The sequence below is a fragment of the Paracoccus thiocyanatus genome (assembly GCF_900156255.1).
Lineage (GTDB): Bacteria > Pseudomonadota > Alphaproteobacteria > Rhodobacterales > Rhodobacteraceae > Paracoccus > Paracoccus thiocyanatus.
On record NZ_FTMK01000012.1, the window covers coordinates 23,417 to 37,496 of the forward strand.

General features: G+C 68.3%; 14 protein-coding genes and 1 tRNA gene. 9 read left to right on the forward strand and 6 right to left on the reverse strand.

The genetic code is table 11. The features are described 5' to 3' along the window. Positions 1 to 266 precede the first annotated feature (266 nt). A complete protein-coding gene (locus tag F3H32_RS10270) occupies positions 267 to 962 on the reverse strand; it encodes a carbonic anhydrase family protein (RefSeq protein ID WP_316702063.1) in 696 nt (231 codons plus the stop codon). A 22-nt stretch (positions 963 to 984) separates the two neighbouring features. Between F3H32_RS10270 and F3H32_RS10275 the strand changes: the two genes are divergently transcribed. Beyond that, complete coding sequence (locus F3H32_RS10275) at positions 985 to 1,407, forward strand: DUF1489 family protein (protein WP_149765837.1); 423 nt, start codon at positions 985 to 987, stop codon at positions 1,405 to 1,407. Positions 1,408 to 1,598: 191 nt separating this feature from the next. Here the strand turns inward: F3H32_RS10275 and F3H32_RS10280 are convergent, their stop codons facing one another. The 5 genes from F3H32_RS10280 to F3H32_RS10305 all read right to left on the reverse strand — a co-directional run bounded on the left by F3H32_RS10280 (position 1,599) and on the right by F3H32_RS10305 (position 3,662). Beyond that, on the reverse strand, positions 1,599 to 2,084 hold the full coding sequence (locus F3H32_RS10280) for a head-tail adaptor protein (protein ID WP_188128641.1): 486 nt from the start codon (positions 2,082 to 2,084) through the stop codon (positions 1,599 to 1,601). Next, entirely contained in the window at positions 2,084 to 2,491 is a 408-nt protein-coding gene (gene gp17, locus F3H32_RS10285) for a tail completion protein gp17 (protein WP_188128642.1), read from the reverse strand. The genes F3H32_RS10280 and gp17 overlap by 1 nt, the downstream gene beginning before the upstream one ends. A gap of 8 nt (positions 2,492 to 2,499) precedes the next feature. Further along, complete coding sequence (locus tag F3H32_RS10290; protein WP_223191413.1) at positions 2,500 to 3,042, reverse strand: HK97 gp10 family phage protein; 543 nt, start codon at positions 3,040 to 3,042, stop codon at positions 2,500 to 2,502. Next, positions 3,035 to 3,496 carry a DUF6538 domain-containing protein gene (locus tag F3H32_RS10300; protein ID WP_149765780.1) on the reverse strand — a complete coding sequence of 154 codons (462 nt, stop codon included), beginning with the start codon at positions 3,494 to 3,496 and terminating at the stop codon, positions 3,035 to 3,037. Before F3H32_RS10300 ends, F3H32_RS10290 begins: the two co-directional genes overlap by 8 nt. 92 nt (positions 3,497 to 3,588) lie before the next feature. Further along, positions 3,589 to 3,662, reverse strand: a tRNA-Gly gene (locus F3H32_RS10305). 244 nt (positions 3,663 to 3,906) lie between these two features. Between F3H32_RS10305 and F3H32_RS10310 the strand changes: the two genes are divergently transcribed. The 8 genes from F3H32_RS10310 (at position 3,907) to infA (ending at position 14,062) form a co-directional block, all read left to right on the forward strand. After that, a complete protein-coding gene (locus tag F3H32_RS10310; RefSeq protein ID WP_149765781.1) occupies positions 3,907 to 5,190 on the forward strand; it encodes an efflux RND transporter periplasmic adaptor subunit in 1,284 nt (427 codons plus the stop codon). 40 nt (positions 5,191 to 5,230) lie between these two features. Continuing rightward, a complete protein-coding gene (locus F3H32_RS10315; protein WP_149765782.1) occupies positions 5,231 to 8,353 on the forward strand; it encodes an efflux RND transporter permease subunit in 3,123 nt (1,040 codons plus the stop codon). A gap of 142 nt (positions 8,354 to 8,495) precedes the next feature. Next, entirely contained in the window at positions 8,496 to 9,893 is a 1,398-nt protein-coding gene (locus tag F3H32_RS10320) for a LapD/MoxY N-terminal periplasmic domain-containing protein (protein WP_149765783.1), read from the forward strand. Continuing rightward, complete coding sequence (locus F3H32_RS10325) at positions 9,890 to 10,585, forward strand: response regulator transcription factor (protein WP_149765784.1); 696 nt, start codon at positions 9,890 to 9,892, stop codon at positions 10,583 to 10,585. Before F3H32_RS10320 ends, F3H32_RS10325 begins: the two co-directional genes overlap by 4 nt. A 4-nt stretch (positions 10,586 to 10,589) precedes the next feature. Beyond that, positions 10,590 to 11,888: an XRE family transcriptional regulator gene (locus tag F3H32_RS10330; protein WP_149765785.1), complete on the forward strand. Its 1,299-nt coding sequence runs from the start codon at positions 10,590 to 10,592 to the stop codon at positions 11,886 to 11,888. Between the two features lie 73 nt (positions 11,889 to 11,961). After that, a complete protein-coding gene (locus F3H32_RS10335) occupies positions 11,962 to 12,342 on the forward strand; it encodes a response regulator transcription factor (RefSeq protein WP_115756620.1) in 381 nt (126 codons plus the stop codon). A 151-nt stretch (positions 12,343 to 12,493) separates the two neighbouring features. After that, positions 12,494 to 13,657, forward strand: a complete 1,164-nt coding sequence (locus F3H32_RS10340) for a FliM/FliN family flagellar motor C-terminal domain-containing protein (RefSeq protein ID WP_149765786.1) — start codon at positions 12,494 to 12,496, stop codon at positions 13,655 to 13,657. Positions 13,658 to 13,843: 186 nt separating this feature from the next. After that, the gene (gene infA / locus F3H32_RS10345; RefSeq protein ID WP_010397442.1) at positions 13,844 to 14,062 is read left to right on the forward strand and encodes a translation initiation factor IF-1; all 219 of its coding nucleotides are present in this window, start codon (positions 13,844 to 13,846) and stop codon (positions 14,060 to 14,062) included. The last annotated feature ends 18 nt before the right edge of the window (positions 14,063 to 14,080 follow it).

A 14,080-nucleotide genomic window follows, 5' to 3' on the forward strand; every position in this document is an offset into this window, starting at 1 on the left:
CTGGACCCTTCGTGGCTCTGGCCCGGAATGCATCCCGGCATGGACCGCCTTGTCGCCGAGTTGGGGCCGCCTTTGCGCAAGCCGGCGAAGGCGCGCTGCTGTTCCAGCGCGCCGGCAGGCCGGCGCCCGAGCGCTATCCGCAGGAACCCGTCTCGATGCCCCCCGTGCGGCGTTTCGGGACCAGCGGCAGTCCAAGGGCGGCCGTGCGGTTCCCCCCAGGGCCAGGCGCGGCGCTTTCAGCCGCCCTGGCGCCCCGGCCCTTTCGCCTACAGGAAGCGGATTTCCCCCGTGGCGATATCATGCATCGCCGCCATCACCGCGATTTCGCCCGCATCCGCCATTTCCTTCAGGATCGGGCTTTCCGCAAGGATCTTGGCCACGGTCAGTTCGGTATTCTTTTCGGCCACCCGCTGCACCAGCGCCTTGTCCTTCGAGGTGCGATTGGCCGGGGCGACCTGCATTATGGCCGGTTCGATCATTTGCAGCACATGGGTCAGATTGCCCAGTTCGACCTTGTCGATGGCGCCCTTGACCGCGCCGCAGGAACTGTGGCCCAGCACGACGATGGCCTTGGAGCCGGAAACCTTGCAGGCAAATTCAAGGCTGCCGATGATGTCGGTGTTCACGTAGTTTCCGGCGATGCGCGCGGTGAACAGGTCGCCGATCTTCTGGTCGAAGACCAGTTCCGGCGGCACGCGGCTGTCGATGCAGCTGACGACCGCGGCAATCGGATACTGCCCTTGCGAGGTTTCGCGCACCATCGCGTTCAGGTCGCAATTCTGCACCATCCCCGCGGCAAAGCGGGCATTGCCCGCTTTCAGCGCGGCGATGACATCGGCGGGGGTCATGTCGGCCTGCCGGTCTTTTGTCGGCAGGACGCAGGCGGGTTGCCCCGGTCGTGCCTGCATGGCCGCGGCGCTGCGGTCATGGCCCCCATGCGGACAGGCCCATTGCGCCCGCATCGCCGCGGGCTATATCTGGCGCATGACCGCGTCCCTGAACCTGATGAAGCTTTGCGTCGGTTGCGACGACCCGGCCGAGCTTGGCGCCTGGCAGAAGCACCGCTTCGGCGGCGGCCCGGCCCGCCATGTCACCCGCATGTGGCCCAAGCGCATGGCGGAACTGCTGGACGGCGGCTCGATCTACTGGGTGTTCAAGGGGGTGATGCAGGCCCGCCAGCGCATCCTGGACCTGCATGAGGTGCAGGGCGAGGACGGCATTCGCCGCTGCGCGCTGATGCTCGACCCGACGCTGGTGCGTGTCGCCGCCGTGCCGCGCCGTCCCTTTCAGGGCTGGCGCTACCTGCCGGGCAGCGAAGCCCCCCCCGATCTGCCTGCGGGCCGCGGGGACGAACCCAGCCTGCCACCCGAAATCGCCCGCGCCCTGGCCGAGATGGGCCTGCGCTGAACCGGACGCGTTTGCGGAGGGTTGGAGCGGGTGAAGGGAATCGAACTTTGAGATACTTGTTGTATTTCAATAAGTTATTTAAGGGTCTGGCACTGTTTTTCGGTCAGATTTCTGGCACCAATTGACGTTACGTCATGCCATGAGAAAGCCCCGGTCGTGCCGGGGCTTTTGGTCGTCATGGGTGCTGCGGATCAGGTGGCTTGCTGGTCGTCGTCCAGCCAAAGGCCATAGTCGTTCGCGGTCTTAACCAGCCGGCGCTTGCGCGCTTGCAGGCTGCGCTTCTGGCGGGCGCGGTTGGCCTCGGGGATGCCACGCTGTTCTTCTTCCTCTAGTCGGCGCAGTTGCGCATCTAGGACCGCAGCGCGGTCAATGTCAAGCGCGCCGCCAATGGCACCGATGCGCCCGATCTCGGCCAGCCCGACGATATTGTAAGCCTTGCCGTCCATCACCAGCCGGTCGGCGGTGGTGATCTCTACCTGCGGATAGCGGATCAGGAACACGGCTTTGCGGTTATCCATCTCGCCCGGCCCGGTCAGGAACTCGGTGGTGCTGGCCTCTTTCAGTTCGGCCCGTGTGGTCAGGATCGGCAGCCAGCTTTCCCGCCCGATGCCATAGTCATCAACCAGCACATGCGCGCGCTCGATCTGGATACGGTGCTGTAGCTTGCCGGCGCGCATTAGCTGGCCCTCCACCGCAGGATGCAGCGCAACGCAATCACCGCGTGGGCGAAAGACATGGCCGGATCGGGATCGGGCACCCAGGCCATGGCCGGCCGCTCCCATTCATCCACCTGCACACCATCCACGCGGGGCGCATCCATCAGCGCCAGCAAGGCCGCGCTGGTGATCTGGTGCGCAATGTCCGACTGGTCGGCAGCGGTCCAGACATGCAGCTTCATGGAAACCTCGGCCACCACCTGCCCGCCAGACGCGCGCCCGAGAATATCCACCTGCGCAGGTGCCATGATGATAACCGGCGCATCCTCGGGCCGGGCAATACCCGCCCGGATACGCTCGGGCGTGACGTGCTCGGCAATGGCCGGCGTTGCGACCAGCGCCAGTTTGACGGCGCGTTGCAGTTCCATGTCGGGACTCATTGGCTGGCCTCGCGGAAAGCTTTGCGCATCCGGCGATTGATACGCTGTTCAAGGCGGCGGCGGTTCAGGCGCCAGCTTGGATTGAAAAACGGCGCAGCAGGCATCTTCCCGGTGCTGGTGCCGTCCTCGTGGCGGCGTTCCTCGGTGCCGCCCTCAACAAGATGCGCGTGGCGGGCATCGGTATCGCCTGCCGTCACCAGCACCTCGAACGGGCCTGCCGTGCGCTGCCCGCCATCGGTGGAATGGGGCGGGGTCGTCTCGCCGGGGCCGGTGACGTGAATGGACTCGATCAGGCTGCCCGTGCGCCTGGACGATTCTGCAAGGGCGCGCGCATCATCCGCGACGACATTACCAGCCTTCACCAGTTCGGCGCGCAGTTCGGCGGCAACCCGATCCTTGATCGCTGCCAACTGGTCGAAAGCGCCTTTCTCGATCACGTCGCCTACCCGGTCAGGGGTGCTGAACGGCCACGCAATGCCGGTGATCTCGCCGGCCTCGGTAGCGGTAAGCTGGGCCTTTACCTCGATCCGGTCAGCCATCGGCCTGCACCTCGTCAGCGCCCAGCCAGCGGGCGGCAAGGATCGCGGTGGCGAGCGGCAGCACCTCGGCAATGCCTTCGCGCTGGAACCGCTGCATCACCTTGTCCCGTTCGGCCTCGATTGCATCGGCGGTCGGATAGTTGGCGCGCGTCGTCTCATCCTCGGCCAGCGCCGCCATGTAGCGTTGCCAGACCGCGCGGCCATAGTCGGCAGTCGTGATAGGGTCGCGCGGATCGGCCTGCCGGTTGCCGGTTGTGGATGCCTCGGCGGTCGCGATCTGGCGCTGTAGGGTCGCCACAGCAGCGGGCAGCGCCTTCATGGCAGCGCGACGTTCGCCACCTAGCGGCGTCACCAGTTCGGTTTTTCCGATGATCTGGCGAAGATGCGCCGGGACAGCAATTCGGGCATAGAATCGACCGCCCTTGACCTTCAAATGCCTGACCTGACCAGCCATCGCAGAACCCCCATTCTGGCACCAACTTTGGAACCAAAAGCGGCACAACGCCCAGCAATGCAAGGCTTTTATCGTGTTTGCTGGGGATTTGCTGGAGCGGGTGAAGGGAATCGAACCCTCGTCTTCAGCTTGGGAAGCTGCGGCTCTACCATTGAGCTACACCCGCGACGCCCGCCTGATTACCGCCTCGTCCGGCGGGCCGCAAGATCAATCTGCACGCCCCGCTTCATGGCTTGCCGGATGCCCGAAACCGGCGCATGGCCGCCATCCGCGGCGCCCATGCGGCGGCGGGACGGGCGCGCGTGGCGCGTGGACGGCGCGGCAATGGTCTGCGCAAGGCGGTTTTGGGATTGATAATCCTGTGCGAAACTGTTCGTTATGCACCCGTCAGCAAATGCCGGAGCAAAACGATGTTCGCGCTATCGCGCCGCATGGCGATTTCCGTGATCCTTCCGCTTGCGGCGGGGCTTTCCTGCATGCCCGCCTGGGCGCAGGATCCCGCGCAAATGCCGCCGCAGCCCGTGACCGTGGTGACGCTTCATGCCCAGGATGTGGCGCTGACCACCACCCTGCCCGGCCGCGTCACCGCCTCGGCCGAGGCCGAAGTGCGGCCGCAGGTCAACGGCATCGTCACCGAGCGGCTGTTCGACGAAGGCAGCCATGTGCAGGTCGGCGATCCGCTGTTCCGCATTGATGCGACCACCTATGAGGCGGCCGTCGCGCAGGCCGAGGCTGCCGTGGCCCAGGCCCGCGCCCAGGCCGAGGCGGCGCGCCGCGAGGCCGAGCGCGTGGGCGCGCTGCGCGACCGCCGCGTCGCCAGCGAAAGCACGACCGAGAACGCCATCGCCGCCCGCGATTCCGCCGAGGCGGCGGTCAAGGTCGCCGAGGCGCAGTTGCTGACCGCCCGCATCGAGCTGGAGCGCACCACAATCCAGGCCGAGCTTGACGGCGAGATCGGCCTGGCGCAGACCAGCCAGGGCGCGCTTGTGACCGCAGGCCAGGCCAACCCCTTGGCCGTGATCCGCAAGCTTGACCCGGTGCATGTGGACGTCACGCAATCGGCGGCCGAGATCATCCGCTTCCAGCGCCAGAGGGCCGCGCAGGACCAGGAGCGCCCGGCGCAAAAGGTCACGCTGCGCCTGGCCGACGGCACCGAATACGCGCATGAGGGCCGGCTGACCGCCGCCGAGCCCTATGTGAACGAAACGACCGGCGTGGTCACGCTGCGCATGGCTTTCGCCAATCCCGAACGCATCCTGCTGCCCGGCATGTATGTGCAGGCGGTGGTGCAGCAGACCACGGCCCGCAACGTCCTGCTTGCCCCGCAGGAAGGCGTCAGCCGCGACCGCCGCGGCCAGCCCATAGCCCTGGTGGTGAACGCCGACAACGTGGTGGAACAGCGCCAGTTGGCCATCCTTCAGGACAGCGGCAACGACTGGATCGTCAGCGAGGGGCTGGCGGACGGCGACCGCATCATTGTCGAGGGGGTGCAGAAGATCGCCCCCGGCATGACCGTCGCCCCCGAGGAACGCCAGACCCCGGCCCCCGATGCGCAGCCAAGCCCGGCCGCCGCGCCCGAGCCGGCAAATGACGGCGCCCAGCCTGCCGCCGCCCAAGGCACGGGCGACCAGGCCGAATCCGCAGCCCAATCCCCGGCCCAATCCCAGGCCGGCGCCGAAACCCCGGCGAACTGATCCCGGACGCAGCGAGCGAACAGAAGCACAGGAACCGCACATGGCCCGCTTTTTTATCGACCGTCCGGTCTTTGCCTGGGTGATCTCGATCCTGATCATGGGCCTGGGGCTTTTATCGATCGTATCGCTGCCGGTGGCGCAATATCCGCAGATCGCGCCGCCCTCGGTGACGATCCGGGCGACCTATCCCGGCGCCTCGGCCGATACGGTGGCCAATACCGTCACCCAGGTCATCGAACAGCAGATGACCGGGCTGGACGGGCTGCGCTATTTTTCCTCCAGTTCCAGTTCCGCCGGCACCTCGAACACGACGCTGACCTTTGAAACCGGCACCGATCCCGACATCGCCCAGGTGCAGGTGCAGAACAAGCTGGCGCAAGCCACCGCGCTTTTGCCCGAGCCGGTGCAGCGCCAGGGCATCACGGTCGAGAAATCCGCCTCGGGCTTCCTGATGGTCGTGGGCCTGACCTCGTCGGACGACCGCTATGAACAGGTGGACCTGGCCGATTACCTGATCTCGAACCTGGTCAACGACCTTTCGCGGGTCGAGGGCGTGGGCTCGGTCCAGGTCTTCGGCGCGCAATATGCGATGCGCATCTGGCTGGACCCGTCCAAGCTTGCCGCCTATGAGTTGACGCCTTCGGACGTGGTTGCGGCGGTCTCGTCGGAAAACGCGCAGATCTCGGCCGGTTCCTTTGGCAGCCAGCCCGCGCCCCAGGGGCAGATGCTGAACGCCACCATCACCGCGCAGTCGCTGCTGTCCACCCCCGAGGATTTCGAGCAGATCGTCCTGCGCGCCGAACAGGACGGCGGGCTGATCCTGCTGAAAGACGTGGCCCGCGTCGAAATCGGCGCCGAGAACTACATGACCAACGCCCGCTATAACGGCCAGCCGGCCTCGGGCATGGCGATCAGCCTGTCCTCGGGCGCCAACGCGCTGGACACCGCGGACCGGGTCAAGGCGCGGATGGAGGAGTTCGCCCGCTTCTTCCCCGAGGGCATGGAATATGTGATCCCCTTCGACACCTCGCCCTTCGTGCTGATCTCTATCGAAGAGGTGGTCAAGACCCTGGTCGAGGCGATCGTGCTGGTGTTCTTCGTCATGCTGCTGTTCTTGCAGAACTGGCGTGCGACGCTGATCCCGACCCTGGCGGTGCCGGTGGTGCTTTTGGGCACCTTTGGCGTGCTGGCGGCGCTGGGATTCACCATCAACACCCTGACCATGCTGGCCATGGTGCTGGCCATCGGCCTGCTTGTCGACGACGCCATCGTCGTGGTGGAAAACGTCGAGCGCATCATGGAGGAAGAGGGGCTGTCCCCGCGCGAGGCGACGCGCAAATCCATGGGCCAGATCACCGGCGCGCTGATCGGCATCGCGCTGGTGCTGTCGGCGGTCTTCGTGCCCATGGCGTTTTTCGGCGGCTCGACCGGGGTGATCTACAAGCAGTTCGCCATCACCATCGCCTCGGCCATGGGCCTGTCGGTGCTGGTGGCGCTGACCCTGACCCCGGCGCTTTGCGCCACGCTGCTGAAGAACGAGCATGGGCACAAGACCCGCGGCTTCTTCGGCCTGTTCAACCGCGGCTTCGACCGCACCGTCCACGGCTATGGCAATTCGGTAAGCTGGCTGATCCGGCGGCCGCTGCGGATGATGCTGGTCTATCTGGCGATCGGCGCGGCCATGGTGTTCCTGTTCCTGCGCACCCCCACCGGCTTTCTGCCCGACGAAGACCAGGGCATCATGTTCGTGCTGATCCAGGGTCCGACCGGGGCCACCTCGGAACGCACCGATGCGGTGATCGACCAGATCCAGCATTATTTCGCGGAAAACGAAGCCGAAAATGTCGAGAGCTTCTTCGGCGTCTCGGGCTTCAGCTTCGGCGGATCGGGGCAGAACATGGGCATGGCCTTCCTGCGGCTCAAGGACTGGGACGAGCGGCCCGACGCCCAGCAATCGGTGCAGGCCATCGCCGGGCGCGCATTCCCGGCGCTGATGGGCATTCGCGACGCCATGGTCTTTCCCATCGTGCCGCCCTCGGTGATCGAGCTTGGCAACGTCTCGGGCTTCGACTTCTACCTGCAAGCCCGCGGCGGCCAGACGCATGAGCAATTGCTGGACGCGCGCAACCAGCTTCTGGGCATGGCCGGGCAGGATGGGCGCATCGCCCAGGCGCGGCCGAACGGGCTGGAGGACGCGGCGCAATACAATCTTGACGTCGATTGGCGCAAGGCGGGCGCGATGGGCATCTCGGCCACCGATGTGGGCAGCCTGCTTTCCGTCGCCTGGGCGGGAACCTATGTGAACGACTTCATCGACCGCGGCCGGATCAAAAAGGTCTATGTCCAGGGCGAACCGCAATCGCGCGCCGTGCCCACCCATATCGACAAGTGGCGGGTCAGAAACAGCTCTGGCGGGCTGGTGCCTTTCGCGAACTTCGCCGATGGCCGCTGGAGCTATGGGCCGCAGGGCCTGGACCGCTATAACGGCGTGCCCGCCATGCAGATCCAGGGCAGCCCCGCCCCCGGCGTCTCGTCCGGGCAGGGCATGGCGGCGGTCGAGGAACTGGCGGCGCAGCTTCCCACGGGGTTTGACGTGGCCTGGACCGGCTTGTCGCTGGAAGAGCAGCAGGCCGGCAACCAGACCATGCTGCTTTACGGCCTGTCGCTGGCGGTGGTCTTCCTGTGCCTGGCCGCGCTTTACGAAAGCTGGTCGATCCCGTTCGCGGTGATGCTGGCCATGCCCATCGGCGTGCTGGGCGCGCTGGTCGGGGCGTGGCTGGGCGGCTTTGACAATGGCGTGTTCTTCCAGGTCGGCCTGCTGACCGTGATCGGCCTGACCGGCAAGAACGCCATCCTGATCGTGGAGTTCGCCCGCGAACAGGCCGACCAGGGCAAGCCGCTCTACGAGGCCGTGACAGAGGCCGCGCGCCAGCGGTTCCGGCCGATCATCATGACCTCGGTCGCCTTCTCGCTGGGTGTGCTGCCCTTGGTGCTGTCCGCCGGCGCCGGCGCGAATGGCCGCAACACCATCGGCGCCACGGTGTTGGGCGGCACGGTCTCGGCCACGGTGCTGGGCGTGCTGTTCGTGCCGCTGTTCTTCGTGCTGGTGCGCCGGGCGCTTGGCAGGCCGGAACCGGCCGAACCCGCAGACGCGCGCGCCTAAGCCGAGGCGCGCGCGACGCCAAGGGGCCGGAAAAGCCCTGCGCTGCTTTGGCCCATCGGCCCGCGCGCAGGCCGCTTGCCCCGCCCCGTTCCGCACCCTAGTCTTTCCGCCAGCGCCGCCGCCCGGCGCGGCAGGGAGAAAGATGGACGCAACCAGCCATATCGCGACCACCGGGCACGGACCCGTGTCCGGCCATGCGCACGGCCTGGCCCTTCGGCAGTTGGCGCTTGGCGGCTCGGTGCTGGCCTGGCTTGCCATGTGCGCCGTCGTCGCCTCGATGCTGGTGCTGAATGCCCGCAACTCGGTCCGGGACGAGACCGAAGGGGCCTTTCGCCTGGCCAATGCCTTTGCCACCCTGCACCTGCCCACCGCGTTCGAGCGGCGCGACATGCTGGCCGAAGCCGCGCGCATCGCCGCCGAGATCGAGGCGCAGCGCCACCTGTCGGCCGAGTTGCGCGATGCCGCGGGCAAGCCGGTCGCGCTGGCGCTGCCGCCGCGCCTGCCTTCGGACGGGGTGCCGGGCTGGTTCGCGGCGCTGATCCGCCCCGAAACCCTGCGCGAACTGATCCCGGTGTCGCAATATCCCAACCTGCTGGGCGTGCTGGAGATCCGCAGCGATCCGCGCGACGAGATCGTCGAGGCATGGTCGGATTTCCGCCGGCTTATGCCGCTTTTGGCTGCGATGGCGCTGGCGGCGATCGGCGTGACCATGGCCATCACCGCGCTGGTGCTGCGGCGGCTGGGACTGCTGGGCGCGGCGCTGGACCGGATGCGGGCCGGGGATCTGGACCTGCGCGCACCGGCGTCCGGGCTGGTGGAACTGGCCCGGCTGACCGATGGGGTCAATGCCCTGGCCGCGCATCTGGCCCAGGAACGGCTGCGCAACCGCCAATTGCAAGACCGGATGCTGACCCTGGCCGAGGCCGAGCGCGCCCGCATCGCCAGCGACCTGCATGACGGGATAGGCCCGCGGCTTTTCGCCTTGCAGGCCGCGGTGGACCAGGCCGGCCGCGCCGCAGGCCCCGGCCAGCCCCCGGCGTTGGCCGAAGCGCTGGCCGCCGTCAGCCGCCACGCCCAGGCGATCCGGCAAAGCGCCCGCGCCGCCATCGACGACCTGCGCCTTGCCCCGGCCGAAGGGGCAAGCCTGGCCGAGATGCTGCAAGAGCTGCTGATCGAATTCGCCGATCTGGCGCCCCAGGCGGATATCGCGCTGGATTGCCCGCCAGATCTGCCCGAACCAGGCGAAGGCGGGCGCATCGCCCTTTACCGCTTTGTTCGGGAAAGCGTGCTGAACGCGCTGCGCCACGCCGCCCCGCGCAGGATCACCGTCGCGGTGGCGGGCCGGGATGACGGGCTGGTGGCGCGCGTCGGCGACGACGGCGCCGGCCCGCCCCCCTCGGGCCGCGCCGGGCTGGGCCAGGCCGGCATGCGCGACCGCGCCAGCGCGCTTGGCGGCACCTATCTTGCCCCCCGGCGCGAAGCGGGGATGACCGTTACCGAATTTCACCTGCCCTGCCCGAGCAAGGAACCGCACCGATGACAGCCGCCGCCCCGATTGCCCCTGATGCCGCGCCCGCCTCTGTGCCCAGCTTGCGGGTGCTGATCGTGGACGACCATCCCGTCGTCGCCGAAGGCTGGGAGCGGATCACCCGCGGGCGGCTGGATTGCCAGGTCACCGCCGCCGCCACGCCCTTGCAGGGCTGGCGAGCCTGGCGGCGACAGGCCCCGGACGTGATCGTCATGGACCTGACCATGGGCGAGGCGAAGCTGGCCGGCGCCCGGCTGATCGAGCGGCTGCGCGCCGCCGGGGCCACCCAGCCGGTGCTGGTCTTTACCATGCATCGCAGTCCGATCATCGCCCGCCGCGCGCTGCAAGCCGGCTGCAACGGCATCATCATGAAGGATTCCCCCTCGGAAGAGATCTGCGAGGCGCTGCGCGTGGTGGCGCAGGGCGGCGACTATGTTCCCGCGGACCTGGCGCGCAAGATCGCGTTGATGGCCCGGCCCGGCGCCGGCCCGGCGCGCCCGCGCCTGACCCCGCGCGAAACGGACATCCTGCGCGCCATCGCCGCCGGGCTGAGCTATCGCGAGATCGCCGCGCGCGAGGGCATCAGCTACAAGACCGTCTCGAATGTCAGCCAGACGCTCAAGGACAAGATGGCGGCGCAAAGCTTTGCCGATCTGGTCGTCAAGGCCATTCGCCACCTGGAAGAGGCCCGCGACGGGATCTGATCCGATGTCACGTTCCTTTTCCCGCCCGCCCCTTGCCCGCCCGCTGATCGGCACCCGCATCCGCGAGCGCCGCCTGTCGCTGGGCCGGCGCCAGACAGAGGTGGCGGGGCGGGCCCAAATCTCGGCCGCCTATCTGAACCTGATCGAACACAACCGCCGCCCGGTGGGCGCGGCGCTGTTGTTGCGTCTGGCCGCGGCGCTGGAAATCGACGCCGCCGAACTTGCCTCGGACCGCGAAGAGGCGCTGGTCGGCGCCCTGCGCGAAGCCGCGGGACGGGCCGCCGAACAGGCGGCGCCCGTCGAGCTGGACCAGATCGCGGAATTTGCCGCCCGCTTTCCGGGCTGGGCCTGGGCGCTGGCCGCCGCCACGCGCCGCGCCGACGGGCTGGAGCGGCGGCTGGTCGCGCTGTCAGATCGCATGACGCGCGACCCCTATCTGCTGACGACGCTGCACGAGGTGCAATCGGCGGTGACCGCCCTGCGCTCGACCGCGTCCATCCTGGCCGAGACCCCCGAGATCGAGGCCGAATGGCGCGACCGTTTCCACGCCAATCTGGACAGCGACAGCCAGCGCCTGTCGCGCACCGCGCAAGCGCTGGTCGCCTATCTCGACAGTTTCGAGGACGAGGCCGTGCCCATGTCGCCCCAGGAAGAGGTCGAGGCCTGGATCGCCGCCGGCCAGCCCGATCCCGGCGAGGCTGCGGAACTGGTCTCGGATGCGGCGCGGGTCATGGCGCAGGCGGTGCTGGCCGCCCAGGCGCGCGACCGCGCGGCGCTGCCCGACGACACGCTGGCTGCCGCGGTCGATGAGGCCGGCGACGAGGCAGGCGATGCGGGCGGCGACGATCCGGCGGCCCTTGCCGCAAGGCTGGACCGGCCGCTGGACCTGGTGCTGCGCCGGCTGGGCATGCTGCGCCCCGGCCCCTGGGCCGTCGCGGGGCTGGTGGTCTGCGACGGATCGGGCGCCACGCTGTTTCGCCACATGGCCGCCGGGTTCGAACTGCCCCGGCCGGGCGAAGGCTGCGCGCTTTGGCCGCTGTTCGAGGCGCTGGCCCAGCCGCAATTGCCGGTGGCGCGGCTGATCGAGACCCCGGCGGGCAACCGCTTTTCCGCCTGGGCCGTGGCCGAGCGGCTGCTGCCCATGGGCTTTGGCGGCCCGGCGCTCAGCCGGGCGCAGATGCTGATCCGCCCCTGTCCCGGCCGCGATCCGCGCCCGGCGCTGGGGGTGGGGCCGGCTTGCCGCATCTGTCCGCGCCCCGCCTGCCCGGCCCGGCACGAACCCTCGATCCTGGGTCCGCTGTGACGCAGCCGGACCCGGTTTTGACAATACCGCATTGCGCCGCCATGATCTGCACAAAGCCGCAGGAGTGCCGAGCGTGACCGCAACCGTCGATGTGCTGCTGATCGAGGACGAGCCCAGCATCGCCGAAGCGGTTCGTTTCATCCTGTCGCGCGAAGGCTGGCGATGCGAGCAATGGCCCGAGGGCAGCGGCGCGCTTCAGCGCATCCGCGGTCTGGCGCCGCGGATGGTGATTTTGGACGTGATGCTGCCCGGCCGCAGCGGTGCCGAGGTATTGGCCGATCTGCGCGCCGATCCCGATCTGCGGGCGCTGCCGGTGCTGCTGCTTAGCGCGCGCGGCATGGCGAACCTGCCCCAGGGCGCCGACAGGACGCTGGCCAAGCCCTTTGCCAATGCCGACCTGCGCGCCATGGTGCGCGAGCTTCTGGACGCGGGCCAGGGCGCGGCCGGACAATGACCGGCTGACCGCGCCATGCTTTCCTGGACCGGGTCATGTCGCGATCTGCCGCGGCCGGGCCGCGGCGAAAATGTCGAAAATGCGGCAGGTTAAACCTTTTCGCAACCAGTCCGTGCCATGTTGCGCAAAAGGCAGCTTTGATTCGGACAGCATGGACAGCGCAGAAAGCCAACGACCGGGCGAACCGGAACAGGCCGGGACGGAACGGGACGGGCCGGCGGCCGCCTCGGGCCGGGTGCTGCGCCGCTGGATCGCAAAGCGCGACCACATGCGCAGCATGGCCGGCCCCTCGCCGCGCCAGGCGGCCGAATTCCGGCTGGAACGCGCCGCGGCGACGGCCCTGGCCCGTGCGGCCGAAAATCAGCTTCACCTGCCGGTCTTTGTCGAAAAGCTGGAACGAAGCACCATCACCTTGGCCGAACTGCCCGAGCTTTTGCCCGAACGCGCCTTGCTTGCGCTGGTCGGCGGCCGGCGCGACGCGCTTGGCGTGGTGGCGATCTGTCCGGGCCTTCTGGCCTCGCTGATCGAGATGCAGGCGATCGGCCGCGTGACATCGCGCCCCGCGCAGCCGCGCCGGCCCACGCGCACCGATGCCACCATCTCGGCCGATTTCGTGAATGCCTTGCTGGCGGAACTGGGACGCGAATGCGCGACGGCGGCCGGTTGCCCGGATTTCGGCGCCTTTCGCTATGTCACCTATATGGACGATCCGCGCCCGCTAACGGTCACGCTGGAAGATGGCGAAATGACCCGGCTGTGCTTTCACCTGCGCACGGGCACCGGCGGGCAGCGCGACGGACAGCTGATGATCGCCCTGCCGGCGGAAACCGGCACGGGCCGCGCGCCGGCCGCGGACGGCCAGCCGCAATTGCCGGCGCTGCAAGCCGCCATGCCGGCGGCGGCGGCGGTCCCGGCATCCCTGGCCGCGGCGGTGCAGGATGCGCCGATCCGGCTGACCGGCATTCTGGCGCGGCGCCGGCTCAGCCTGCATCAGTTGCGCGGGCTGACGCCGGGCGCGCTGCTGCCGCTGCCGCAATCCGTGCTGGACGAAGCCTGGGTGGAAACGGCGCAAGGCCAGCTTCTGGCCCGCGGCCGGCTTGGCGAAAAGGACGGCTTCCACGCCATCCGCCTGCGCGATGCCGGCCAGCATGGCGCCGCGGCAGATCCGGGCGCGGATGGCTGGCGCGCGGGATGCACGGCGCTGCACCAGGACCCGCCGCAGCCAGCCGGCGCGGACCTGCCCCCGGCCGATCTGGACGATCCCGACGCCTTCCGCATGGCCCAGCCGATGCCGCCTTTGGCCAAGCCCGGCTAAGCTTCGCGATGCCGGACCGGGCCGCGATTGCCGCAATCGGGCGACTTTTCCCGCAAATAGCGTCCCCCATGCCGATATCCGGCCGCAGAATGGCCCGGCAAGTCCAGATTCCCCTTGAAAAACCGCCCGGCTGGACGCATGTAGCTTGCGCCCGCCCCAGCCGCGGGTCACCCTACAGGAGAGAACATGGCCAAGGAAGAAATGCTCGAATTTCCCGGCGTCGTGAAGGAACTCCTGCCGAACGCGACATTCCGGGTCGAGCTAGAGAACGGCCATGAGATCATCGCGCATATGGCAGGAAAGATGCGCAAGAACCGCATCCGCGTCCTCGCTGGCGACAAGGTTCAGGTGGAAATGAACACCTATGACCTCACGAAGGGGCGTATCAATTACCGCTTCAAGTAAGACCGGCGCCGATCCGGC

Coding starts and splice junctions, on each gene's coding strand:
- F3H32_RS10325 (WP_149765784.1), top strand. CDS start 9,890: ATGACAGCCGCCGCCCCGATTGCCCCTGATGCCGCGCCCGCCTCTGTG.
- F3H32_RS10340 (WP_149765786.1), top strand. CDS start 12,494: ATGGACAGCGCAGAAAGCCAACGACCGGGCGAACCGGAACAGGCCGGG.
- F3H32_RS10330 (WP_149765785.1), top strand. CDS start 10,590: ATGTCACGTTCCTTTTCCCGCCCGCCCCTTGCCCGCCCGCTGATCGGC.
- F3H32_RS10310 (WP_149765781.1), top strand. CDS start 3,907: ATGTTCGCGCTATCGCGCCGCATGGCGATTTCCGTGATCCTTCCGCTT.
- F3H32_RS10280 (WP_188128641.1), bottom strand. CDS start 2,084: ATGCGCGCCGGCAAGCTACAGCACCGTATCCAGATCGAGCGCGCGCAT.
- F3H32_RS10320 (WP_149765783.1), top strand. CDS start 8,496: ATGGACGCAACCAGCCATATCGCGACCACCGGGCACGGACCCGTGTCC.
- F3H32_RS10270 (WP_316702063.1), bottom strand. CDS start 962: ATGCGGGCGCAATGGGCCTGTCCGCATGGGGGCCATGACCGCAGCGCC.
- F3H32_RS10315 (WP_149765782.1), top strand. CDS start 5,231: ATGGCCCGCTTTTTTATCGACCGTCCGGTCTTTGCCTGGGTGATCTCG.
- F3H32_RS10300 (WP_149765780.1), bottom strand. CDS start 3,496: ATGGCTGGTCAGGTCAGGCATTTGAAGGTCAAGGGCGGTCGATTCTAT.
- infA (WP_010397442.1), top strand. CDS start 13,844: ATGGCCAAGGAAGAAATGCTCGAATTTCCCGGCGTCGTGAAGGAACTC.
- F3H32_RS10290 (WP_223191413.1), bottom strand. CDS start 3,042: ATGGCTGACCGGATCGAGGTAAAGGCCCAGCTTACCGCTACCGAGGCC.
- gp17 (WP_188128642.1), bottom strand. CDS start 2,491: ATGGAACTGCAACGCGCCGTCAAACTGGCGCTGGTCGCAACGCCGGCC.
- F3H32_RS10275 (WP_149765837.1), top strand. CDS start 985: ATGACCGCGTCCCTGAACCTGATGAAGCTTTGCGTCGGTTGCGACGAC.